Below are 23,200 nucleotides of genomic sequence, written 5' to 3'. Positions count from 1 at the left end.
TTGCGCAGGGGGCACCGCGGCAAGGATGCCGCGGTAGCCGCCCCCGGCCATGGATGGCCGATGGCGGCGGGCCCCCGGAGCAATGCCGGAGTGAGGGCATGCCGAGCCTAGGCGAGGCACCGAATGGAGGGGCAAAGCGTTTTGCTTCCTTTTGGGCGTCTGCAAAAGGGAGTCGCTGTAAAAGCGAAACCGTCAGCAGCCATCACCGCAGAAACGGATATGTACCCCAACCTTAAGTGAACAGCATTAGGCATCAAGGGCCAGTTTTTTATTGAATATGAAAATGTAATTAGAATTTCCAACACGCCGTCGCTGTCTGAAAATCAGGCGCATCCCTATAAGGATCACGGCAATGAAATTCGCAAAAATCGCTCAGAAACTTGCCCTGTGGGCAGGCAGCCCCAAGACGTTCATGGGGGCGATCATTCTGATTTTTCTGTGGGGGCTGAGTGGGCCGATTTTTCACTTCGACGACACTTGGCAGCTGATCATCAATACGTCTACCACCATCATCACCTTCCTGATGGTGTTCCTGATCCAGAACACCCAGAACCGCGACACGGACATTTTGCATTTGAAGGTCGATGAGTTGCTGCGGGTGACGAAGGAGGCGCAGAACGCGATGCTGGGGCTCGAGGCGCTGGACCTCAAGCAGTTGGAAGCGCTGAGAAAGCAGTATCGGCAACTTGGCGAGGGCGAAACGATTTCTCTGGACGGCACCGTCGTCCAGGAAAAAGGCAAGCAGGATTTGAATGAATGCTGATCGGGACATCGCGGGTGACCCGAGGTCACCCGCGTACTTCGTGGGTTAACGACTGGCTTGCAGCGCCTTGGCCATTTCCAGGTGGTTCTGCAATTTGGGCAGGGTTTCTTCGGCGAAGGCTTTGATTTCAGGCACGTCGGTGGTCTGCGCTGCCTGTTGAAGCTGTTCGATGGCTTCCTGGGTGGTTTTCACCTGATTGGCCGCGTAGGCCTGGTCGAAGCTCTCGCCGTCCTGCACTTGCGGCATCAAGGCTTTGGCTTTATCGACTACCTCTTCGCGCGGGGCGACCGGCAAATCCAGTTGCTTGGCGATTTTCGCCAGGTGCTGGTTGGCGGTGGTGCGGTCGTTGATGACGACGATGGTGTAGTCCTTGACCTCTTTGGATTCGGTTTTCTGGTGCGCCAGGCGGCTGGCTTCGATGTCGGCCATGCCTTTGGCCGATGCATCGTTGATGAATTCGGCGGGGGACTGGGCAAAGGCACTGCTGGCACACAGGCCCAGCAACGTGGCAAAACTTGCATTGCGTAATCGGGTGGCCATCCGGCTCATGGTCGCGCCCTCCTCGTAAAAAATTTAAACGGGAGCTTACGCTCCCGCCTCTCAATCAAAACTACCTTCACCGCTACTTCGATTTCTGGCCACCTTTGCGGCCCATATCGGGTTTCGCAGGGTCTTTATCGACGGTCGTAGTGGTAGTTTTCCCACCTTTGCGACCGGCTTCAGACGCCTTCGTTCGATCGTTGGCGAAGTTTCCCGAGTTCGAGTTTCTTGAATTAGGCATGATTCTCTACCTCTTGGTGATGATCGCGGCGAGCAGGAGCCCGCATAGAATCAGAATTTCGCTCACCGCAAAGGTTTAGAAAAGTTGAAATCGCCGCGACGAACGGTGGCAGATTTTTTCAGGCCCCGAAGCGCTGATGATGTTGGCGCTTGGCGGCGTACATGGCCTCATCGGCATGCCGGAACAACTGCTTTTCTTCAGTGCCGTGGTCGGGGTATCGCGCAACGCCGATGCTCGTCTGGATGATCAGGCTGTGGCCGTCCAGACGCAGGGGTTGAGCCAGCACCTGACGGATTTTTCCCGCCACGCTGTCGGCGTCTTCCGAGGCGTGGATGCTGTGCAACAACACCACAAACTCATCGCCGCCAATGCGCGCCACGGTGTCGGTTTCACGCACGCAGCCTTTGAGACGATTGGCGACCGCCTGCAACAGCATGTCGCCGACCGCATGGCCGTGGGTGTCGTTGACTTCTTTGAAACGGTCGAGGTCGACATACAGCAATGCCATACGCCCGGAATCTGCCCGTGCCAGCGTCAGTGAATCTTTAAGCCGGTCACGGAGTAACTCTCGGTTGGGCAGTTGAGTCAGTGGGTCGTACTGGGCCATGCGCTGCAGCCTGGCATGCAATTGCTTGCGCTCAATCGCTGTGGCGACCTGGGCGCAAACGTATTGCAGCAGCTCCTTGTCCTGTTCGGTGTAGCGCTCACCACCGGGCACGCTTTTAACGATCAGCGCACCGATGGTGCCGTTTTGTGAACTCAACGGCACGCCCAGCCAGCAAGGCGAATGCTGGTTTGCGACCAACGCCTCAAACCCCTCAAGTGGATTGTCCTGATCCGGTGTCAGCAGAATCGGCTGGCCGCTGCGAATCACCTCGGCGCAGAGACGTCCGGTGATCGTTCCGGGCTGCTCGGGTTGCAGCTCCAGGTCGTCCACGTGATAAGGGAAATTCAGCTGCGCACAGTGTTCGTCATACAGCGCCACGGAGAAATTCAGCGCCGGCAGCCATTCACCGATGATCAAATGGATGCGTTTGAACAACGCCAGTAAATCTTCCGCCGCGTGGGCCGCTTCGGAGATCGCATACAACGCCGCTTGCCGGGACTCGGCCTGCTTGCGCTCGGTGATGTCGCGTGCAACGGCGATGCGCAGTTGGTCGACCTCCGACCAGCGCGCCGACCAGAGGATGTGCGCCACGCGGCCATCCTTGCGCAGGTAGCGGTTTTCGAAATTGAGCTTGGGGTCGCCGCCCATGATCTCCCGCGCGGCATCGAGAGTGCGCTGACGATCGGCAGGGTGCACCAGATCGATCATCGGCTGGCCGATCAGCTCTTCGGGGGTATAACCGAAAATACGCTCGCAGGCCGCGCTGACAAATACGAAGCGACCCTGTTTGTCGACCGCACAAACGGCGTCCAGCAAGAGATCGATGAAGCTCGCCAACGGCGCGGAATTTCTGGTTGCCATAGTGCGGTGAGCGTGTCCGGACAATGCAGCAAAAAAGAACCCTCCCTGCCCCATCAATAAAACTGACGCCTCCCTGCGATCAGCCTCACGCCTTGTTCGTCACCAACCCCGGTAATGCATGCGCCAGGGCGTTGATGGCGAAACCGATAAACATCACCCCACACAATCGGGTGATCAACAGCTCATGGCGCTGGTACAAGCTGCGCACCTGCCGCGCGCCGACAATGCCAATGAGGATAGCGTAGGCCATAAGGCCACCGACGAAGCTCAGGACAATCAGCCACGGCAGCATCGACCAATGCAGCAATTCGGCACGGCTGGACAGCAGCGCCGTAAAAGTCGCTACCGCCACCGGGTAAGCCTTCGGATTGGTCAGGCCAAACAGAATGCCGTGCCAGAACGGCTGCCGGGCCGGGCCTTGTGGTGCTTCGACACTGCTGCGACGGGCGCGAACCGCGCGCAGACCGAGCCAAAACAGGTATAGCCCGCTGAGCACGCCCAGCACATCGAACGCAGTACTGCCGATTTCCCGCGCACCGACAATCGCGATCAGCGCCGTGCTGCACCAGACCACATCCCCCAGCAAATGCCCGCAGAGAAACCCCGCACCGGCCCTCCGACCTCGCGCCGCACCGATGCCGAACACCGCCAACACACCCGGCCCCGGCGTGATGCCGTAAATAAAGCCCGAGGCGAGAACAGCCATTAGCAGCGATGGGGTCATTGGAAGTCCTGTTGAGCCGGCGTGAATGCACGCAAGTCTATCTCAGGTTCCCGGAACCCGACTTACAGATCGTCGAAGAACTTCATTCCCGCATAGGGCCGCTCACGACAGGCTGCCAGCCTGGATGCCAGGTCGCCGACATGGGCTTCGAGCTTGTGCCCGTCCGGGTCGAAGAAATAGAAGGACGCGCCTTCGCTCCGGTTATCACGCCATTCCTGGACATTGGCGGATCGCAGGCGTCCGACGAACAACGGGAAATTCGATGCGCTGACAGTGAAGGCGTAATGGGTGTAGTCGACGGTAGGCTCCGAGCCAAGAAGCGGATCAGCAGACAGACAAAGCCACAAACCCGGCAGCGAAAGATAGGCGCCAGTGTCCCAAGAGGCTTCGAGGCGCAGTTGCAGCAGATCTTGATAGAACCCTACGCTGCGGTTCAGGTCGGTGACGGCGAGGGTCAGGTGGTTGAGGCCGGTGAGCATTTTTTCAGTAACCTTTGAGTTCTTCAGGCACAACGTAGTGTTTGCCATCGTAGCTCAGCGTGATCTGTGTTTTTTTCAGATCGCTGGTTTTAGAAAGGCACTCCTCGCCTGATTTGAAGTTTTTCAGCACGGTGGTGCTTGAAGTGACGATCAAGTCTGCAAATCCGTTGTGAGTCGATTTGCCGATATCGACGGTTCTGCGTATATCCTGCCCCTGACCTGTGCAGTCGCCCATCCACTCACCCGTGTTCTTGGCAACCACCAGCCCCTCCAGCACTGGACGCAGGGTATTACCCTCCCTGAGGTACAACGCAAGATCGGTTTTGGAGTAGGGCATAGAACTCGATCGGTGACCAAAGCCCGAACGCAGACCAAAGGCCCGGACATCCGACGCCAGCTTGTAGCGCGCCGTATCAATGACAAGACCTTCAAAACCGACTGCGTCGGAATTGTAAGCTTCGTTCTTGCGATAAGTGGCCAGCGTCTGGTCGTTGGTGGAATTGACGATCGACAGTTCCAGATCGAACATCCCGCCATCGTTTACGTCTTCGGAGACCGGCGTAAATGTCGATTTCGACGCAATGGCTTGGTCTTTAAAAGCCGGCCATACCTTGCAGCGAGCCAGCAAATGTCCATCGAAGGGCAGTTCTTCGCAGGCCGCTTGAGCGTGGCCAGTCATGGTTAAAACGCTGAAAGCGAGGATTGGGCCGAGCAGTCTGGTGTTGGTAGTCATCACCAAACCACACAGCGCCGAACATCCCATCAACCCGGACTTCAATGTCATTCCCTTGTTCCTTGTGTGCTTCAAAACCAGACGATTTCAGCCGCGCACTATCCCCGGCTCGGCAGGTCTGTTCAATCATTTGTTACGGCAGACGAACGGGGGTGGCCTAACCCCCTGCATGACGCTGTAGTATGTTGTATTACAAACCACTACATCGAGACCGTCATGTCCGTCATGTCTTTGCGCTTGCCAGACGAACTAGCCGATACGCTCGCCAACCTTGCCAGGGCCACGGGTCGCAGTAAGTCATTTCTCGCAGTGGATGCTCTGCGTGAATATCTCGCGAGGGAAGCCTGGCAAATTGAAGAAATTCAGAAAGCGCTGAAAGAAGCCGATGCCGGTGACTTCGCAACGCCGGAAGAAGTGAACGCAATCGCCGACAAGTGGACAGCCAATGCGCGTTGAGTGGCTGCGTACTGCATTAAAGAACCTCGATGACGAAGCCGCTTGTATAGCAATTGAGAATCCGAAAGCCGCAGCGGACTTCGTCCAAGCCATCCTTGCCAGCGTCGATCACCTTGCGCGCTTCCCGGCAACCGGCCGTGAAGGCCGTCTGCCCGGCACTCGAGAATGGGTCTTGCCAGACCGACCTTATCTAATTCCCTATCGAGTCCGCCAAGGACGCCTGCAGGTACTACGGGTTTTCCATACCAGACGTCTTCCGCCTGCCAGTTGGTAAACACTACAAAATCAGGGCACTGGATAGAACGTCATCCCTGCCTAATCCCTTCCCCAATCCGCCCATTCAACCAGTTCAACGCCTGATCCCCACCCCGCCGCTTGTGCCAAACCAACACAAACGTAAACGACGGAATGTGAAACGGCGGCGGGACCACGATCAACGACTGCTCATCGATATTGAGCAACCCTCGGGAAGCGACGGTGAGGATCAGGTCGGTGCCGCTGATGAATTCCGGGGCGACGCTCCAGTGCGGCAGGCTGATCGCCACGCGACGGCGTTCACGCAGGGCTGTCAGGGCCCGTTCGATTTCCGGGGTGCCGCTGCCGCGCATTTCCAGCAGGACGTGGGGGCGGGCGAGGTAGGTCGGCAGGTCGAGCACGCCATCGACGGGCAGGCTGTTGCGGTCTGCCAGACAGGCGTAGTGCTCTTCAAACAGCGGGGTGCTGCGCAACTCGTTCGGCAACTCTGGAAAGACGCCTGCCGCCACGTCGATGTCACCGTTGAGCACACCCTCGAGCATGCCTTCGCGGCTGGCATGGCTGATTTGCAGATCGATGCCCGGCGCTTCCCGGCGCAAGGTCCGGATCAACCTCGGCAGGACGATGGCGGCACCGTAGTCGGACATCGCCAGTCGAAACGTGCGCTTGGCGATGGCCGGATCGAAGGTATTCGGTGCCAGCAGCGATTGCACCTGAGCCAGGGCTTCGGCCAAAGGGGCCATCAACTCCAGGGCTCGCGGGGTTGGCACGAGGCCGGCGCCCGCCCGCACCAGCAAAGGATCGCCAAGCAGATCACGCAACCGCGCCAACGCATGACTGACGGCCGGCTGACTCAGGTGCAGGCGCTCGGCGGCACGGGTCACATGTTGCTCACTGAGCAAGGCGTCGAGGATCACCAGCAAATTGAGGTCGATGCGCCGAAGATCATTCATCTGATGCATGTTCTGGATAGCTATTTGGAATTTAAATCTGCGCGACGAATACTCTAGAGTCCAGCAAAACCTGTTGGAGAATCTTCATGAGTACGTTGCATTGGGCCGGGCTGTTGCTGCTGGCCGTGATAGCCGGGGCGGTGGTGCCTTTTCAAAGCGCGATCAACGCCAACCTCGGGCGCGGTTTGGGCCATCCGTTGTGGGCGACTCTCGCGTCGTTGTTGGTGAGTATTGTGGTGTTGTTGCCGGTTATGTTGGCGCTGCGTTTGCCGTTGCCATCGCTGGCGTTCATCAGCAAGGCGCCGCTGTGGATGTGGGCCGGTGGTGCGTTTGGGGTGTGCTTTATTTCGTTGGCGCTGATGTTGCTGCCCAAACTCGGGGCCTCGGGGTTTATTGCTTTGGCGCTGGCGGGACAGGTGGTGGCGTCGCTGGTGCTGGATCACTTCGGGTGGTTTGGGTTGGTGGAGCGGCAGATGACGTTGCCGCGAATGGTTGGGGCGATTTTGTTGATGGCTGGAGTGGTGTTGATTCAGTTCGATACTTCGCCGGCAAAGGCGATCATTGCGACGTCTTGAAGATCAAAAGATCGCAGGCTGCGCCAGCTCCTATAGGGATGCGTGGTCCCTGCACGAGCTGGGGTAGCCGGCGATCTTTTAAAACTTGTCGAGCGTGCGCAGCTTCTGCGGCAACCCCCACAGCAGCAGCGCGACGGCGATCAGCGCAGCAACGCCGATGACATACAGTGCCGGCGTGGTGCTGCCCGTGAGGTCTTTGATCCGCCCCACCATCACCGGGCTGACGATGCCGCCGAACTGGCCGAGGGTGTTGATCACTGCGATTCCGCCCGCAGCCCCTGCGCCAGCACCGGCCAGCAGTTTCGGCGGCAGGGTCCAGAAGCTCGGGATAGACGCGATGATCCCGGCACCGAGCAAGCCCAGCGCGACAATCAGGAAGGTCGTGTGGTTAGCGAAAATCCCTGCACAGAAGAACCCTACAGCGCCCACCGCGACCAGACCTGCGACAAACTTGCGTCGCTCGCCGGTCGAGTCGGACAACCGCCCGATCACCACCATGCTGATGGCGCCGCAGATGTAAGGGATGGCGGTTAGCAAACCGATCATCACCGGGCTTTCGGTGCCAGCGCTGCGAATCAGTTGCGGGGCCCAGAAGTTCAAGCCGTAGGACGCCACCTGAATCAGGAAGTAGATCAGCCCGAGGGTCAGGAAACCCGGAATCCGCAGCGCGGCGAGCAACGAGCCGCCGCTCTTGTGCGGTTCATGGTGAGCGATGCGGCTGGCCAGCAGCGTTTTCTCCGACGGCGTCAGCCAATGGGCGTCTTCAATACGGTCCTTGAGCAATGTCAGCACCAGCAAGCCAAGGCCGATGCAAGGCACGCCGCCCAGCAGAAACAACCAGTGCCAGCCGCGCATATCCATAAAGCCGTCGAGGTGTTGCAACACCAGCCCGGAGAACGGTGCGCCGACCAGACCGGCAAACGCCGACGACAGAAACAACATCGACGTGATGCGCCCGCGATAGTGCTGCGGGAACCACAGCGTCAGGTAATACAGCACACCCGGTGCAAAACCCGCCTCCATCGCGCCAATCACAAAGCGCAGGGCGTAGAACTGCCATTCGCTATTGACGAAGACCATGGCCGCAGTGGCGAGGCCCCAGGACATCATGATCCGGGCGATCCAGCGCCGGGCGCCGACCTTGTACAACATCATATTGCTCGGCACTTCGAAGATCACGTAACCGACCACGAACAACCCGGCGCCGAGGCCGTAAGCGGTGTCGCTCAGGCTCAGGTCGGTCTGCAGCTGGAACTTGGCGAAGCTGATGTTGATGCGGTCGAAAAACGCGAACAGGTAGCAGACCATGATCAACGGCATCAGGCGCCAGGCGACTTTGCTGACCAGGGCTTTTTCTTCGTCGTGGCTAACGGACGGGCTCGCGCCCGCCTCCAGTACATTAAGGCTCATGATGGTTCTCCAGGCGGACTGCCCGTGGGTGTCCGATTGTTTTTGTTGTCTGGTGTGGGATTACAAGGTTGTGATGGATTGCGGCGTCGGATGCAGATCGCAATTGCGTCCGGCCTTGGCCAGCTGACCGGGCACTTCGTGGCCCAGCAGCGCGGGTAACCCTCGCGACAATTGCAGCAACAGCGGCAGATCGATGCCGGTATGAATGCCGATTTCATCGCACAGGTTGACCAAATCTTCGGTGCAAATATTGCCCGAGGCGCCCGGCGCGAACGGGCAACCGCCGAGCCCGCCCAGTGCCGCGTCAAAGCGTCGGGCACCGGCCTCGTAGGCGGCCAGCACGTTGCACAAACCAAGGCCGCGAGTGTTGTGGAAATGCAGGGTCAGATCAGCCGGCGAAACTCGCTGCAAGACCCGCTGCACCAGACGATCAACCTGCCGCGGATTGGCCATGCCGGTGGTGTCGGCCAGGGTAATGCCCTGGATCCCGAGCTCCTGATAAGCCTCGACGATTTGCAGCACGCGATCCTCATCGATCCTGCCTTCAAACGGGCAACCGAAGGTGGTGGCGATGCTGGCGTTGAGTCGCACCGTCGTCCCGCGAACGAATTGCACGATCTCGCCGAACGCGGCCAATGAGGTTTCGCAACGCATGCGCATGTTGGCCAGGTTGTGGGTCTGACTCGCGGACATCACCAGGTTCAGCTCATCGGCACCGGTCGCCAGCGCCCGTTGAGCGCCTTTCAGGTTGGGGATCAATGCGACGTAAATCACCCCCGGTTGCCGGGCGATGCCCTTGAACACCAACTCACCGTCGCGCAGCGCAGGAATCGCCTTGGGCGAAACGAACGAACCTGCTTCGATGCGACTGAAACCGGCCAGCGACAGCTGATCGATCAACGCAATCTTGTCGACGGTTTCGACCCAGGTCGGCTCGATCTGCAAGCCGTCGCGGGGGGAGACTTCCTGAACAATCAGGGCCTCGGAAAAATCAGTGATCATTGCACCACCCCTGCAGCTTTCAGCCGTTCGATGTCTGACCCCGTAAGGCCCAGACTCGCGAGGATGCCGTCGGTGTGCTGGCCCAGTGCAGGTCCGGACCAGTTCACGCCTCCGGGCGTCTCGGACATTTTTGGCACAATGCCGGGCATCTTCACCGTGGCGCCGCCGGGCAGGTCGGCGTTGAGCAGCATGTCCCGCGCCTGATAGTGCGGATCGGCGACGATGTCGGCGACTGAATAGATGCGCCCGGCCGGGACTTCGGCAGCTTCCAGTGCCGACAACACATCGTCGATCGGCAGGCTGCTGGTCCAGTGAGTGATCGCCGCATCGAGCACGTTGCTCTTGGCAGCACGCCCGTCGTTATGGGCAAATTCCGGCGCATCGGCCAGATCACGGCGGCCGATGACGTCCATCAAGCGCTTGTAGATCGGGTCACTATTGCCGGCGATCACCACGTAGGCGCCATCGGCCGTGAGGTAAGTGTTGGACGGTGCAATGCCCGGCAAGGCCCCGCCGCTACGCTCACGAACATGGCCGAGCATGTCGTATTCCGGCACCAGGCTTTCCATGACGTTGAACACACTTTCAGCCAGCGACACATCGACCACTTGCCCACCGCCCTGCCCGGTCTTGACCCGCAGCAGCGACATCAAGGCACCAATCACCGCGTGCAGCGAAGCCAATGAATCGCCGAGGCTGACGCCCACCCGAGCCGGTGGTGAACCGGGGGTGCCGGTGGTGTAGCGGATTCCGCCCATGGCCTCGCCGATCGCACCGAACCCCGGGCGGTCGCGGTATGGGCCGGTCTGGCCATAACCGGAAATGCGCACCAGTGTCAGATTGGGGTTGAGGGCATGCAATACGTCCCAGCCCAAGCCGAGTTTTTCCAGGGCGCCGGGACGCAGGTTTTCGATCAGCACGTCGGCGCTGGTCGCCAGTTGCTTGACCAGTTCAATGCCTTCGGGGGATTTCAGATTCAGCGCCAGGGACTTCTTGTTTCGCGATTGCAGGTACCACCACAGCGACGTGCCTTCGTGCAGCTTGCGCCATTTGCGCAGCGGGTCGCCCTGACCCATGGCTTCGATCTTGATCACTTCGGCGCCGAACTCGGCGAGCATGCGTGCGGCAAACGGCGCGGCGATCAGCGTGCCGATCTCGATCACTTTGATTGCACTCAAGGGGGCAGTCATCGCGGGATACCTCATGTTGTTCTTGGAATATGAGCCAAGGCTAGAGGACCACGGGTGAAGGAATCCAACCTTCAGTTGGCAACGAGCGTTCGCGAAACGCGAACGCTCAGACCACCCCACGCAAATGCTCGAACAACATCCGGCTCACCGGCGACAGCGCCGCTTCATCACGCACCACCAGAACCAACGCGCGATCCGACCAGTCATCCGTCAACGGCACCGCGTGCAAGCCCAGCGCCTGGCCAAACAGTTCATAGGCCTTTTGCGGCAGGATGCCGATGCCCATGTTGGCCTGGACCATCCGGCACATGGCGTCGAAACCCGGTACATGAATCCGTAGCCGCAGCACTTTGCCGGCCTGGCGCGCGGCCGCGTGGGTACGCATATTGATCGAACTGGCGGAATGCAGACCGACGTAATCGCTGTCCAGCGTATCGGCGAAGGCCAGGCTGGAACGACTCGCCAGCGGATGATCGGGCAGCATCAACACCATCAGTTTGTCCTGTCGATAAAGCACGCTGTGCAAACCTTTGACGTCGCTGTCACTGGAGCAGATCCCAAGGTCCGCCACGCCATCCAGCACACCCTGAATCACCCCGCTGCTGGGGCGTTCTTCGAGGTCGGTCTTGACCTGAGGATGACGCTCGGAAAAGTCCCGCAGGTCTTCGGGCAGAAACTGAATGATCGCCGACAGGTTGGCGAGCATCCGCACATAGCCGCGAATACCGTGGCTGTGCTCGCCCAGTTCGAGCCCCATTTTCTCAACGTTGAACAGCATCTGCCGGGCATGGTGCAACAAGGTTTCACCGGCCGGCGTCAGGGTCATGCCCTTGGCCTGGCGCACGAACAGACTGATGCCCAGCGCTTCTTCCAACTCCATCAGCCGCTTGCTGGCCGCCGACACGGCGATGGCTTCACGCGCGGCGGCACGGGTCAGCGTGCCCTCCTCATGAACGGCGACAAACAGCTGGAGAGTGATCAGGTCGAGGCGGCGGATCAGGCTTTTTTGCAGCATGGAGGGCTCGATGACTTCTGTTCGACTGAGTCGGCAGGATAGCCCGGTTTCTACGCGACTCGGCAAAGCAAATTGCCCACAACATCACGAGGCATCGCCCTACACATAAATCTCTTGTAACACTCAGCCGTACCGGAAACAGCCGATTCAAAGCCTCCGCCGCGCTCTGTAAAGTCTGGAAACACACACGAACTGCAACACACCCATGGATCGTTTCACTCAAGGAAAGTCATTTTCATATGGACCAGACAGCACAGGCGGCAAACCGCTACACCAACTACCGCAAAGTCATCGCATTGGCCGATCACGATTGGGAGAGCGCTGAAGCCGGGAAAATTTCGGGGCTCAACGTCGAAATCAAAAGTGCCAACCGGATGCTCGATCAGCACGGGCGCGCCTTTCATCATTTCGGCACGACGTCTTACCTGGGCCTGGATCACCATCCCGACATTCTCGATGGCGCCATGAATACCCTGTGGGAAACCGGCACCCTTCGCGTCGCCAACTCAAAGAACCGCTGCAAGCTGGCGATTCTGGAACAGTACGAAACCGAACTGTCCGAGTTGTTCGGCGCCAGTTGCCTGAGCACCTTGTCGTGCAGTGCGGCGAGTGCCGGAATCCTGCCGTTGCTGGCCAGCGGCGTGTTCACGGAAAACCGCCCTCCCGTGATGGTCTTCGACCGGTTGGCGCACTATTCGATGAATCACCTCAAAGCCGCCTGCGCCGATGAAACCACGGTCGTGACCTGCCCTCATAACGACATGGATTTTCTCGAGAAGCAGTGCCAGCAACACCGCACCGTCGCGTATGTCGCCGACGGCGCCTACAGCATGGGCGGGATCGCAGACCTGGACAGTCTTTTGTATCTCAAGGACCGCTATGGGTTGTTTCTCTACCTGGACGATTCCCACGCGCTGTCCGCCGTCGGAACATTCGGCGTTGGCCTCGTGCGCCCCAGGTTGCACGCCCTGGAGGATGACTGCCTGATCGTCGCCTCGCTGGCCAAGTCGTTTGGCGCCAGCGGTGGTCTGGTAATGCTGGGCAATGAACGGCAGAAGAGGCTCATTGCCCGTTACGGCGGCCCCAGCAATTGGTCGCAAAGCCTGAACAGTGCAGCCATTGGCGCAGGCAGAGCATCCATCCAGCTTCATCGCACGCCGGAATTTGCCGTGTTACAGGAAAAACTTCAGGTTAATATCCGGCTGTTCGACAGCCTCATCCGCACCGATCAACACAACAGCAACATGGCGATTCGACTGGTCAACTGCGGCGAAGCAGCGCTGGCCAACAGCATCGCCATGGAACTGGCCAATCACGGCTTCTTCACCTCGGCCGTGTTTTTCCCGGTGGTCGCACAAGGCAAGGCGGCCATCAGAATCACCCTGCGCGCCGACATGGAGCCGACGCTGATCCGCCACTTTTGTGAACTCATTACCGAGCTTTTACGCACTCGAGGCCGGGACATCGGCTGTTGAACTGAAATCAGGGAAGATTCAATGAAGAGCAGCACCACCCTCCTCGTCACCTGCTGCACGGTTTTCCTCGCCCAGTTGGGCATGAGCATTTACCTGCCGGCGCTGCCGGACATGGCCCGGGATCTGTCCGCCGACGCCTCGCAGGTTTCCTGGGGGCTGGCGGTGTATCTGATCGGCATGGCGTTGCCGATGTTGTTCTGGGGCAGCCTGGGCCAGCGCATCGGTCGAAAACCGGTGCTGCTTGCCGCGGTGGGCATCTACGGGTTGGGCAATCTGGCCCTGCCCCTGAGCCAGACGCTTGAATCGTTCCTGGCGTTTCGACTGGTTCAGGGCATTGGCGCCAGCGGCATTTCGGTCATGGCCCGGGTGCTGATCCGCGACAGTTTCCGCGGTGATCTTCTGGCCAAGGCGTTGTCCTGGATTTCGATTTCCTTTGTGGTGGCGCTGGGGATCGGCCAATACCTGGGGTCGATCATCCAGGTGGCGCTGGGCTGGCCATCGATTTTCTATCTGTTGGGGGGTGTGAGTCTGATGATGGGGCTGATCGTGGCCCGGGTCAGGTTCCCGATGCTGGCCGAGGAGAATGTCCCGTCATCCGCCTGGCCGAGTTACTGGCGCATTTTGCGTCATCGAGCCTTTCTGCTGCCGGCCCTCACCGGCGGCCTTGGGTACGGGGTGATTGTCGCGTTCAACACCGCAGCGCCGCTGATTCTGCAAGGCCCGTTCAACTGGTCGGCCGTGGAATACGGGTTGTTGGGCTGGCCGATCAGCGCGGCCTATTTTCTGGGGGCTTTGGCGGTCAATGGCTTTGTACTTCACACCGGTCAACGCGGGTTGATAACGGCAGGTGTAGGGCTGGTGCTGGCCGGCAGCGCGGTGATGTTGCTGGGGAGTCTGGCGGGCACTTCAGTGGCGCTGCTGTTCTGGTTGCCCTATTGCGTTGCGGTGTTCGGCCAGTCTTTGACTTATCCGGTCAGCCTGTCCCTGGCCAATGACGGTTCGCCGGTCGGCGGTGCGTATGCGATGGCGTTGAGCGGTTTCATTCATCAACTGATGGCTGCCGTTATCGGCGGGATCGCCAGTTTGATCGCGAGCCCGCAAGCATGGCCGTTGTCACTGTTGTGTACCTTGCTGGCGTTGGGCGCGATGCTCTGCGTAATGCTCGCGCCCGGCCGCAAGACTTCCTAAAACGCGCTGCGGAAAATCTCCTCGATCTGGCGCTGATCCGCCACGCGAGGATTGGTCAGGCCGCACGCGTCTTTCAAGGCATTGGTGGCGAGGATCGGGATGTCGTTGAGCTTGGCGCCGAGCTCACGCAAACCGGCGGGAATTTCCACGTCCTTGGACAGGCTGCGGATCGCCACGATGGCCGCCTGGGCGCCCGCTTCCGGGGTGAAACCGTGAACATCGGCGCCCATCGCAAGGGCGACATCGGTGAGGCGATCGGCGCAAACCAGCGCGTTAAAGCTTTGTACGTGAGGCAGCAGGACCGCGTTGCACACACCATGAGGCAAGTCGTAAAACCCGCCCAACTGGTGAGCCATGGCGTGGACATAACCCAGTGATGCGTTATTGAACGCCATGCCGGCGAGGAACTGCGCGTAGGCCATGTTTTCCCGCGCGGCCATGTCACTGCCGTTGCGGACGGCCAGGCGCAGGTTGTTGCTGATCAACGTGATCGCCTTCAGTGCGCAGGCATCGGTGATCGGGTTGGCCGCCGTGGAAACGTAGGCTTCGATGGCGTGGGTCAACGCGTCCATGCCGGTGGCAGCCGTCAGGCCCTTGGGCATGGCGACCATCAGCGCCGGGTCGTTGACCGACAGCAGCGGCGTGACGTTGCGATCGACAATGGCCATTTTCACGTGACGGGATTCGTCGGTGATGATGCAGAAACGGGTCATCTCGCTGGCAGTGCCGGCGGTGGTGTTGATGGCGATCAGCGGCAGTTGTGGTTGGGTGGATTGATCGACACCTTCGTAATCGCCAATCTGCCCGCCGTTGGTCGCGCATAACGCGATGCCTTTGGCGCAATCATGGGGCGAACCGCCGCCCAGGGACACCACGAAATCACAGCGGGTTTCCTTGAGCAGACCCAGACCGCTCTCGACGTTGGCGATGCTCGGGTTAGGCTTGGCGCCGTCGAAAATCACCGAATCGATGTCCTGCATTGCCAGCTTCTCGGCAATCATCTTCGCGACACCCGCCTTGGCCAGCCCGGCGTCGGTGACGATCAGTGCCTTGCGAAAACCGTACTTGCGAATGGCATCCATGGCTTCGTCGAGGCAACCGATGCCCATGATGTTCACGGCGGGGATGAAAAACGTGCTGCTCATAAGCGAGTCTCCTGGCTGAGGCCGAGTCGGCAGCGCCGATCTGGCGGGTCCCACAGAATCGACCTATCGGTCATGAAGTAACTTGATCTGGCTCAAGTCTTGGTCGTGATAAAGTCGCCGCCCATCAGACCTTTTGCTTTTGAGACTTTGACCGCAATGACCGATTTCCAGGATGTTGATGCCCAACTTGAAGACTGGAACGCCTTGCGCGCCACCGCCTCGTTCAGCGGCCTGCTGGTGGGCAACGGCGCCAGTCGCGCCGTGTGGGACGACTTCGGCTACGACTCGCTGTTCGAAAACGCCCGTACCGTAGAAGAAAAACCCCTGAGCCAGTCCGAGCTGAGCGTGTTCGACGCCCTGCAGACGCGCAGCTTCGAGCAGGTGCTCAGCGCGCTGAAAACCACCAGCCGGGTCAACAAGGCCCTGGCCGTGAGTTCCGCCGCACCACGTAATCGTTACTACGCGATCAAGGAAGCGCTGATCAACACCGTGCACGCGGTGCACATCCCGTGGCGGCTGGTGGTGCCTTCAACGCTGGCGGCGATCAATCAGGAACTGGGCCGTTACCGGACCGTGTTCACCACCAACTACGACTTGCTCAACTACTGGGCGACTCAGCACCAGCCTGATGCGATAAGCGACCTGTTTCAGGGTGCAGAATCAAGCTTTGATCTGAGCGCCACGGCGACCGATAAAATCCGCCTGCTTTACCTGCATGGCGGGTTGCACCTGGTGCGGAATCAGGACGGCACGGCGCGCAAACTGCTGTCGACCGAGGGCACGCTGCTCGGCAGTTTCGCGATCAACAACACGATCAAGACCCTCGACGACGTGCCGCTGTTCGTCAATGAAGGTCCGGCGCAGGACAAGCTCAAAACCATTCGCAGCTCGGACTATCTGTCGTTCTGCTACGACCAGCTACTTGGCCATGGCGACGGCTTGTGCCTGTTTGGCCATGCCCTGGGGGAGCAGGACAGCCACATCATCCACGCCTTGCGCCAGGCGAAACCGCAGGTGGTGGCAATCTCGATTTATCCGCGCAGCAAGGCGTTCATTCAGCACCAGAAGCGGCACTACGCGAAGGTGTTTGAAGGAACCGGGAGTGAGTTGCGGTTTTTTGATTCGAAGACGCATGCGTTGGGCAACCCCAAGCTGACCGTGCCGGTCGAGGTTTAGCGGCGACGCGGCTGACGCCTTCGCGAGCAAGCCCGCTCCCACATTTGACCGCGTCTGTCCGGACAACTCGGTCTAATGTGGGAGCGGGCTTGCTCGCGAAGGCGTCAGACCAATCGACTCATTCTTCAGCGCTATGTACGACCACCAGCAACTGCGCCTGAACCTCGCCCACTGACCGTATCCGGTGTGGTTTCTGCGCATTGAAGTGCAACGCGTCCCCACGATTGAGCAGCACCCGCTCGTTCATGAAGTCCACTTCCACCTGCCCCTCATGCACGAACAGAAACTCCTCGCCCAAATGTTCCTTGAAGGTCTTGTCGGCAAACTCGGTCGGCGGGTAAATCATGAACGGCAGCAGGCTGCGCTCGCTGACCTGATGGGCCAGCACCGCATAGCCCGGGCTTTCATCGTTGGCCGCCAGAGACTGGCGTTCATCGCTGCGCACCAGGCTGTAACTGTCGAGGCTGACGTTGTCTTCGGAGAACAACTCCTCGACCTTCACGTTCAGTGCCTTGGCCAGTTTTAACGCGGCAGCAATCGACGGAGTGTTCAACCCGCGTTCGACTTTCGACAGATAGCTCTTGGTCATGCCGGACTTTTCGGCCAAGGCCTCCAGCGTCACGCCGAGTTTTTTTCTCAGTAATTTCAAACGGATAGACATGTAGAGCGATTAATCCATCAAGGGAGCAACGATTGTTCCTTGCCAATGACACAATGTGTCATATAGCATCACTTGTGTCATTTGCATTCACCCATGACCTTGCGAGCAACGAGTGAACGGCAAATCCGACGTCCATTGAACCACCCAAAGGACACCGATATGGCCAAGACCTTAGCACTACCCAAAGAGCAACTGGTCAAGCAAACGCTGACCCAGATGCAAAATACTCTGGCGGATAATACGTGGACCGACCGGCAAAAGCTGGCCCTGACCTGCCGGATTCTGTTCGAGAACGGCCACGACTCCGGCCTGGCCGGGCAGATTACCGCCCGCGGCCCGCAACCTGGCACCTACTACACTCAGCAACTGGGCCTGGGTTTCGACGAAATCACCGCCAGCAATCTGCTGCTGGTCAACGAAGACCTGGACGTGCTTGTAGGCCACGGCATGCCCAACCCGGCCAACCGTTTCCACAGCTGGGTGTACCGCGCGCGGCCAGACATTAACTGCATCATCCACACTCACCCGACCCACGTTGCCGCGCTATCGATGCTCGAAGTGCCGCTGCAGATTTCCCACATGGACCTCTGCCCGCTTTACGACGATTGCGCGTTTCTCGAAGGCTGGCCGGGCGTGCCGGTGGGCAACGAGGAAGGTGAACTGATTGCCGCCGCCCTGGGCGACAAACGGGCGATTCTGCTTTCACACCACGGCCAATTGTCCACCGGTGCGACCATCGAAGAAGCCTGTGTCATTGCGCAACTGATTGAGCGAGCGGCCAAGCTGCAATTGCTGGCCATGAGCGCCGGGACCATCAAGCCGATCCTGCCAGAGCTGGGCCGCGAAGCCCATGACTGGATCGCCAGGCCGAAACGTCACGCCGCCGCTTTCAACTACTACGCTCGGCAGAACCTGCGTCAACACGCCGATTGCCTGAACTGAAACCACTCATTTTCAAGAGGAGCGTCGCCATGTCGACCCCAACCATTCACGGCATCATCGGCTACACCATCACTCCGTTCACCGCCAACGGCGAAGGCGTTGATCTCGACGCGCTCGGGCGTTCCATCGATCGCCTGATCGATGGCGGCGTCCACTCCATCGCACCGCTGGGCAGCACCGGCGAAGGCGCTTACCTGAGCGACGCGGAGTGGGATCAGGTCAGCGAATTCAGCATCAAGCACGTGGCCAAACGTGTGCCGACCATCGTCAGCGTGTCCGACCTGACCACGGCCAAAGCGGTGCGCCGCGCACGTTTCGCCGAAGACCACGGCGCCGACGTGGTGATGGTGCTGCCGACGTCCTACTGGAAACTCAGCGAAGCGGAAATCCTCGCCCACTACCGCGCCATCGGCGAGAACATCGGCGTACCGATCATGCTCTACAACAACCCGGCGACCAGCGGCACCGATATGTCGGTGGACCTGATCCTGCGGATTTTCAATGCCGTGGACAACGTGACGATGGTCAAGGAAAGCACCGGCGACATCCAGCGCATGCACCAACTGCAACGGCTCGGCGAAGGTCAGGTGCCGTTCTACAACGGCTGTAATCCATTGGCGCTGGAAGCCTTTGCGGCGGGCGCAAAAGGCTGGTGCACGGCGGCACCGAACCTGATCCCGCAGCTCAATCTTGATTTGTATGAAGCGGTATTGGCCAACGACCTGGGCAAGGCACGCGAAGTGTTTTATCGCCAGTTGCCGCTGCTGGATTTCATTCTGAAGGGTGGCTTGCCGGCGACGATCAAGGCCGGCTTGCGCGCCACCGGGCTGGAAGTGGGCGATCCGCGGTTGCCGGTGTTTCCGTTGGATGAGGCCGGTTGCAGCCAGCTGCAAGACCTGTTGAAAGCATTGCGCTGATCTCAAAACAGATACAAAACCAATATGGGAGTGGGCTTGCTCGCGAAGGCAGTGTGTCAGGCAACATTGAAGGTGACTGACACCACGCCTTCGCGAGCAAGCCCGCTCCCACACTAGGTAGCCGGTGTGTTTAGAGCACCGGCAAGGTCTTGTCCTTGATCACCGTGGTCGGCCCGTTGGCTTTTACGCTGGAGATGCCTTTCTCCAGCGCGGCAGCGGAGGTGTAAGCCTCGCTGCTACCGATGATCTCGTGGTTACCAGCCTTGAGGTTGAAGTAAGGATGGCCATCCTTGGTGGTTTTCTTCTCGTAGCGTTCATCCTTCGGGCTGTTGCTCTGAACCGACACGATGCCTTTGTCAGCGGCCGCGCGGGTGGTGTACAGCTCGCTGGTCAGAATGGTTTCCGCGTTAGCGGCCTTCAGTACAAATTTGAACTGACCATTGCTGCTTTTGCTCACTTCATACCATCCAGACATGCTCTTTCTCCTTGGCAATTGAGAGGTTTGGCGCTTCAGAGTAAAGACCAACCTGCCCTACTTCACCACCGCGCGCACCACCGATAACTCCGGCGCCTGCACCCGTCGCTGACTCAGATACCGCATACAACTGACCCGCAAAAACGAGGCGAAATTCACCACCTCGCCGCGGTAGTCCATCACCTCTTCATACAGCTTGGCGATCAACTGATTGGTGGTCATGCCGTCGGCCTCGGCGATTTCGCTGAGGATGTCCCAGAACTGATTTTCCAGCCGAAGGGTGGTGACCACCCCGCAGATGCGCAGCGAGCGGGAGCGCGATTCGTAGAGAATCGGATCGGCTTTGACGTAGAGCTCGCACATGCAAAGGTCCCTCGTTACAGCGTGATTTTGGTGCCCAGCAACCCGAGGAAACCGGCGAGCCAGCTCGGGTGCGCCGGCCAGGCTGGCGCAGTGGCCAGATTGCCTTGTACGTGACCTTCCGTCACCGGGATATCGATGAACGTACCGCCCGCCAGGCGCACTTCCGGGGCACAGGCCGGATAAGCGCTGCACTCGCGACCTTCGAGAATTCCCGCGGCCGCCAGCAGTTGAGCACCGTGACACACAGCAGCGATCGGTTTGCCGGCCTTGTCGAACGCGCGCACCAGTTCCAGGACTTTTTCGTTCAGGCGCAGGTACTCCGGCGCACGACCACCTGGCACCAGCAGGGCGTCGTAGTCTTCGGACTTGACCTTGGCGAAGTCGAAGTTCAGGGCAAACAGGTGACCGGGTTTTTCGCTGTAGGTCTGGTCGCCTTCGAAGTCATGGATCGCCGTGCGTACGGTCTGACCGGCGGTTTTGTCCGGGCAAACGGCGTGCACCGTGTGGCCGACCATCAGCAGCGCCTGAAACGGCACCATCACTTCGTAGTCTTCGACGTAATCGCCGACCAGCATCAGAATTTTTTTAGCCGCCATGGGGATGACTCCTCTGGGAAATACGTGGGTCTGCAGGAGTATTCAAAGTAGTCCTTATCTGCGGGGTCGGGTAATAACCAGCTACTACCGCGTCATCGTTCTTCGCGAGCAAGCCCGCTCCCACATTGGAATGCGTTCCCCTGTGGGAGCGGGCTTGCTCGCGAAGAGGCCCTCAAACTGTACGGATAACTCTGCACCTAGCTGTAACAGAGCAACGACCCCGGTTTATGGCTAGATGAAGGTCTTCCCGTCACCCTGTATTCTGGTTGCCATCATGTCCTCGCGCGAAAACACCGGCATGGCCCTCGGCCTGCTCGGCGTTGTGATCTTCAGCCTCACCCTGCCCTTCACACGGATCGTCGTGCAGGAACTCCATCCGCTGCTCAACGGCCTGGGCCGTGCGCTGTTCGCGGCGGTTCCGGCGGCGATGTTGTTGCTGTGGCGCCGTGAAAAGTGGCCGACCTGGAAACAAGTCAAAGGCCTGACCCTGGTGATCGCCGGGGTGATCCTCGGCTTCCCGGTGTTGTCGGCCTGGGCCATGCAAACCTTGCCCGCGTCTCACGGTGCGCTGGTCAACGGCTTACAGCCGTTGTGCGTAGCGCTGTACGCCGCGTGGTTGTCCCACGAACGACCGTCGAAAGCCTTCTGGGCCTGCGCCGCGCTGGGCAGCGCGCTGGTGCTGGGTTATGCGCTGATCAGCGGGGCCGGCAGCATTCAGGCCGGTGATTTGCTGATGCTCGGCGCGATTGCCGTGGGCGGTTTGGGGTACGCCGAGGGCGGCCGATTGGCCAAGGAGATGGGCGGTTGGCAGGTGATCTGCTGGGCACTGGTGTTATCGACGCCGTTGCTGACCGGGCCGGTGGTGTACCTGGCGCTGCAACATCAGGGCGAGATTTCGGCCAAGACCTGGTGGGCCTTCGGTTACGTCTCGCTGTTTTCGCAGTTCATCGGCTTCTTCGCCTGGTACGCCGGGCTGGCGATGGGCGGCATTGCCCGGGTCAGTCAGATCCAGCTGTTGCAGATCTTCTTCACCATCGCCTTTTCGGCGCTGTTCTTCGGCGAACACATCGAGCCGATCACCTGGCTGTTTGCCGCCGGGGTGATCGTGACCGTGATGTTGGGACGCAAGACGGCCGTACGCCCGGCGCAACCGGGCACGTTACCGGTAGGGATTCAGGTCAAGCCTTAGCAACCAGCAACCCATCGGCCCGCAGCAGCGTTTCGAGGCAATGTTCGCTGATGTGGTAGAAATCCTTCAGCTCCTGAATCTTCACCAACAGCTGGGCCGGATCAATCGGCTCGGCTCGTTTGACCGCCAGGATCATCTTGTTCTTGTTGGTGTGGTCCAGTGAGATGAACTCAAAGACCTTGGTCTCATAACCACAGGCTTCCAGGAACAACGCACGCAAACTGTCGGTGACCATTTCCGCTTGCTGGCCCAAATGCAGACCGTATTGCAGCATCGGCTTGAGCAGCGCCGGGCTCTGGATTTGCAGGCGGATCTGCTTGTGGCAGCACGGAGAGCACATGATGATCGAGGCGCCGGAACGAATGCCGGTGTGAATCGCATAGTCGGTGGCGATGTCGCAGGCATGCAGCGCGATCATCACGTCCAGCTCGCTCGGCGCCACGCTGCGCACATCACCGCACTTGAACACCAGCCCCGGATGCTCGAGCTTTGCGGCTGCGGCGTTGCACAAATCCACCATCTCTTCACGCAACTCGACGCCAGTCACCACGCCTTCGGCCTTCAAGGTGTTGCGCAGGTAGTCGTGGATCGCGAACGTCAGGTAACCCTTGCCCGAACCGAAATCCGCCACCTGAACCGGCTTGTCCAGCGCCAGCGGTGAGGTGGTCAGTGCATGGCTGAAGACCTCGATGAACTTGTTGATCTGCTTCCACTTGCGCGACATCGCCGGGATCAACTCGTGTTGCTTGTTGGTCACGCCGAGGTCGGCGAGGAACGGCCGGCTCAGGTCGAGGAAGCGGTTCTTCTCGCGGTTGTGCTCAGCGGATGGCACTTCACGCAATTGCTGAGGTTTGCTTTTGAACAGCGAAGACTTGCCCTTTTTGCTGTATTCCAGCTGAGCTTCATCCGTCAGCGACAGCAAATGCGCATTTTTGAACGATGCCGGCAAGAGTGCGGCGATGGTCGCTACGCCCTCGGTGATCGGCAAATTCTTGGTGATGTCGCGCGTCTTGTAGCGGTAGACGAAGGACAGGCAGGGCTGATCCTTGACTGTCAGCTGCTTGATAATCAGCCGCTGCAAGTCCACTTCAGTACCGACGTACTTGGCCAACACCAGTTTGATGAAGGCGTTCTGGTCAAGACTGGATTGCAGCAGGTCGATGAACTGGGCGTGGTGATCCGGCGCGAGGCTGGCGGGAGTGGCGGTGACAGACATGGGAAAAACGGCCTCGGGCGGTGCGGATCGGGGAATGGCGGGTATTTTAGGGG

The 23,200-nt window shown here is 59.6% G+C and carries 27 protein-coding genes; 10 read left to right on the top strand and 17 right to left on the bottom strand.

Annotation, left to right across the window (positions count from 1 at the left end; genetic code table 11):
- Positions 1-352: 352 nt before the first annotated feature.
- Positions 353-763: a low affinity iron permease family protein gene (locus KGB23_RS28870; RefSeq protein WP_223433534.1), complete on the top strand. Its 411-nt coding sequence runs from the start codon at positions 353-355 to the stop codon at positions 761-763.
- A 45-nt stretch (positions 764-808) separates the two neighbouring features.
- On the opposite strand, the gene KGB23_RS28865 is transcribed toward KGB23_RS28870, so the two are convergent.
- The 6 genes from KGB23_RS28865 to KGB23_RS28840 all read right to left on the bottom strand — a co-directional run bounded on the left by KGB23_RS28865 (position 809) and on the right by KGB23_RS28840 (position 4,999).
- Entirely contained in the window at positions 809-1,312 is a 504-nt protein-coding gene (locus KGB23_RS28865) for a DUF4142 domain-containing protein (RefSeq protein ID WP_223433533.1), read from the bottom strand.
- Positions 1,313-1,385: 73 nt separating this feature from the next.
- Positions 1,386-1,544, bottom strand: coding sequence for a KGG domain-containing protein (locus KGB23_RS28860; protein ID WP_010462447.1), 159 nt, complete (start codon positions 1,542-1,544; stop codon positions 1,386-1,388).
- 118 nt (positions 1,545-1,662) lie between these two features.
- Complete coding sequence (locus KGB23_RS28855) at positions 1,663-3,012, bottom strand: diguanylate cyclase domain-containing protein (RefSeq protein ID WP_223433532.1); 1,350 nt, start codon at positions 3,010-3,012, stop codon at positions 1,663-1,665.
- 85 nt (positions 3,013-3,097) lie between these two features.
- Positions 3,098-3,736 (bottom strand): LysE family translocator, encoded by a 639-nt coding sequence (locus KGB23_RS28850; protein ID WP_033061380.1) that lies wholly within the window; start codon positions 3,734-3,736, stop codon positions 3,098-3,100.
- A 62-nt stretch (positions 3,737-3,798) separates the two neighbouring features.
- Positions 3,799-4,215 (bottom strand): fosfomycin resistance glutathione transferase, encoded by a 417-nt coding sequence (gene fos, locus KGB23_RS28845; protein WP_223433531.1) that lies wholly within the window; start codon positions 4,213-4,215, stop codon positions 3,799-3,801.
- Positions 4,216-4,219: 4 nt separating this feature from the next.
- Positions 4,220-4,999: a hypothetical protein gene (locus tag KGB23_RS28840; RefSeq protein ID WP_317851635.1), complete on the bottom strand. Its 780-nt coding sequence runs from the start codon at positions 4,997-4,999 to the stop codon at positions 4,220-4,222.
- A 165-nt stretch (positions 5,000-5,164) separates the two neighbouring features.
- Between KGB23_RS28840 and KGB23_RS28835 the strand changes: the two genes are divergently transcribed.
- Both KGB23_RS28835 and KGB23_RS28830 read left to right on the top strand, forming a co-directional pair.
- Positions 5,165-5,404 (top strand): CopG family ribbon-helix-helix protein, encoded by a 240-nt coding sequence (locus KGB23_RS28835; protein WP_223433530.1) that lies wholly within the window; start codon positions 5,165-5,167, stop codon positions 5,402-5,404.
- A complete protein-coding gene (locus KGB23_RS28830; RefSeq protein ID WP_223433529.1) occupies positions 5,394-5,678 on the top strand; it encodes a type II toxin-antitoxin system RelE/ParE family toxin in 285 nt (94 codons plus the stop codon). The genes KGB23_RS28835 and KGB23_RS28830 overlap by 11 nt, the downstream gene beginning before the upstream one ends.
- A gap of 31 nt (positions 5,679-5,709) precedes the next feature.
- On the opposite strand, the gene KGB23_RS28825 is transcribed toward KGB23_RS28830, so the two are convergent.
- The gene (locus KGB23_RS28825; protein WP_223433528.1) at positions 5,710-6,621 is read right to left on the bottom strand and encodes a LysR family transcriptional regulator; all 912 of its coding nucleotides are present in this window, start codon (positions 6,619-6,621) and stop codon (positions 5,710-5,712) included.
- A gap of 77 nt (positions 6,622-6,698) precedes the next feature.
- Here KGB23_RS28825 and KGB23_RS28820 point away from each other — a divergent pair, with 77 nt between their 5' ends.
- Positions 6,699-7,187 carry a DMT family transporter gene (locus tag KGB23_RS28820; RefSeq protein WP_223433527.1) on the top strand — a complete coding sequence of 163 codons (489 nt, stop codon included), beginning with the start codon at positions 6,699-6,701 and terminating at the stop codon, positions 7,185-7,187.
- Between the two features lie 78 nt (positions 7,188-7,265).
- Here the strand turns inward: KGB23_RS28820 and KGB23_RS28815 are convergent, their stop codons facing one another.
- The 4 genes from KGB23_RS28815 to KGB23_RS28800 form a co-directional block, all read right to left on the bottom strand.
- Positions 7,266-8,597: an MFS transporter gene (locus tag KGB23_RS28815; protein ID WP_033061371.1), complete on the bottom strand. Its 1,332-nt coding sequence runs from the start codon at positions 8,595-8,597 to the stop codon at positions 7,266-7,268.
- Between the two features lie 60 nt (positions 8,598-8,657).
- On the bottom strand, positions 8,658-9,599 hold the full coding sequence (locus KGB23_RS28810; RefSeq protein WP_223433526.1) for a hydroxymethylglutaryl-CoA lyase: 942 nt from the start codon (positions 9,597-9,599) through the stop codon (positions 8,658-8,660).
- Positions 9,596-10,789: a CaiB/BaiF CoA transferase family protein gene (locus KGB23_RS28805; protein WP_223433525.1), complete on the bottom strand. Its 1,194-nt coding sequence runs from the start codon at positions 10,787-10,789 to the stop codon at positions 9,596-9,598. Before KGB23_RS28805 ends, KGB23_RS28810 begins: the two co-directional genes overlap by 4 nt.
- Before the next feature lie 106 nt (positions 10,790-10,895).
- A complete protein-coding gene (locus KGB23_RS28800) occupies positions 10,896-11,804 on the bottom strand; it encodes a LysR family transcriptional regulator (RefSeq protein WP_223433524.1) in 909 nt (302 codons plus the stop codon).
- 239 nt (positions 11,805-12,043) lie between these two features.
- Here KGB23_RS28800 and KGB23_RS28795 point away from each other — a divergent pair, with 239 nt between their 5' ends.
- The gene (locus KGB23_RS28795) at positions 12,044-13,279 is read left to right on the top strand and encodes an aminotransferase class I/II-fold pyridoxal phosphate-dependent enzyme (RefSeq protein WP_223433523.1); all 1,236 of its coding nucleotides are present in this window, start codon (positions 12,044-12,046) and stop codon (positions 13,277-13,279) included.
- A gap of 21 nt (positions 13,280-13,300) precedes the next feature.
- Positions 13,301-14,467: an MFS transporter gene (locus tag KGB23_RS28790; RefSeq protein WP_223433522.1), complete on the top strand. Its 1,167-nt coding sequence runs from the start codon at positions 13,301-13,303 to the stop codon at positions 14,465-14,467.
- Here the strand turns inward: KGB23_RS28790 and yiaY are convergent.
- Positions 14,464-15,612, bottom strand: a complete 1,149-nt coding sequence (yiaY, locus tag KGB23_RS28785; RefSeq protein WP_223433521.1) for an L-threonine dehydrogenase — start codon at positions 15,610-15,612, stop codon at positions 14,464-14,466. The genes KGB23_RS28790 and yiaY overlap by 4 nt on opposite strands.
- Positions 15,613-15,768: 156 nt before the next feature.
- Here yiaY and KGB23_RS28780 point away from each other — a divergent pair, with 156 nt between their 5' ends.
- Positions 15,769-16,788, top strand: coding sequence for a DUF4917 family protein (locus tag KGB23_RS28780; RefSeq protein WP_223433520.1), 1,020 nt, complete (start codon positions 15,769-15,771; stop codon positions 16,786-16,788).
- A 118-nt stretch (positions 16,789-16,906) separates the two neighbouring features.
- Here KGB23_RS28780 and KGB23_RS28775 read toward each other — a convergent pair whose 3' ends face one another.
- Positions 16,907-17,449 carry a helix-turn-helix domain-containing protein gene (locus tag KGB23_RS28775; protein WP_123366837.1) on the bottom strand — a complete coding sequence of 181 codons (543 nt, stop codon included), beginning with the start codon at positions 17,447-17,449 and terminating at the stop codon, positions 16,907-16,909.
- Between the two features lie 159 nt (positions 17,450-17,608).
- On the opposite strand from KGB23_RS28775, the gene KGB23_RS28770 reads away from it, so the two are divergent.
- Together KGB23_RS28770 and KGB23_RS28765 are read left to right on the top strand one after the other, a co-directional pair.
- Positions 17,609-18,391: an aldolase gene (locus tag KGB23_RS28770; RefSeq protein WP_223433519.1), complete on the top strand. Its 783-nt coding sequence runs from the start codon at positions 17,609-17,611 to the stop codon at positions 18,389-18,391.
- Between the two features lie 29 nt (positions 18,392-18,420).
- Entirely contained in the window at positions 18,421-19,308 is an 888-nt protein-coding gene (locus tag KGB23_RS28765) for a dihydrodipicolinate synthase family protein (RefSeq protein WP_223433518.1), read from the top strand.
- Positions 19,309-19,438: 130 nt separating this feature from the next.
- On the opposite strand, the gene KGB23_RS28760 is transcribed toward KGB23_RS28765, so the two are convergent.
- Genes KGB23_RS28760 through KGB23_RS28750 form a run of 3 tightly spaced genes read right to left on the bottom strand, consistent with a single transcriptional unit; the run spans position 19,439 to position 20,742 of the window.
- Entirely contained in the window at positions 19,439-19,783 is a 345-nt protein-coding gene (locus KGB23_RS28760) for a YegP family protein (RefSeq protein WP_223433517.1), read from the bottom strand.
- A 57-nt stretch (positions 19,784-19,840) separates the two neighbouring features.
- Positions 19,841-20,146, bottom strand: a complete 306-nt coding sequence (locus KGB23_RS28755; protein WP_223433516.1) for a ribbon-helix-helix domain-containing protein — start codon at positions 20,144-20,146, stop codon at positions 19,841-19,843.
- A gap of 14 nt (positions 20,147-20,160) precedes the next feature.
- Entirely contained in the window at positions 20,161-20,742 is a 582-nt protein-coding gene (locus KGB23_RS28750) for a DJ-1/PfpI family protein (RefSeq protein WP_008152949.1), read from the bottom strand.
- Positions 20,743-21,016: 274 nt separating this feature from the next.
- Here KGB23_RS28750 and KGB23_RS28745 point away from each other — a divergent pair, with 274 nt between their 5' ends.
- Positions 21,017-21,931, top strand: a complete 915-nt coding sequence (locus KGB23_RS28745; RefSeq protein ID WP_223433515.1) for a DMT family transporter — start codon at positions 21,017-21,019, stop codon at positions 21,929-21,931.
- On the opposite strand, the gene KGB23_RS28740 is transcribed toward KGB23_RS28745, so the two are convergent.
- Entirely contained in the window at positions 21,921-23,147 is a 1,227-nt protein-coding gene (locus KGB23_RS28740) for a class I SAM-dependent methyltransferase (protein ID WP_223433514.1), read from the bottom strand. The two genes, KGB23_RS28745 and KGB23_RS28740, sit on opposite strands and share 11 nt — an antisense overlap.
- Positions 23,148-23,200: the final 53 nt, after the last annotated feature.

The sequence above is a fragment of the Pseudomonas sp. GL-B-26 genome (genome assembly GCF_019947405.1).
Lineage (GTDB): Bacteria > Pseudomonadota > Gammaproteobacteria > Pseudomonadales > Pseudomonadaceae > Aquipseudomonas.
The sequence above is the reverse complement of the archived record's forward strand: the minus strand, read 5'-3'. Positions and strand labels throughout refer to the sequence as shown.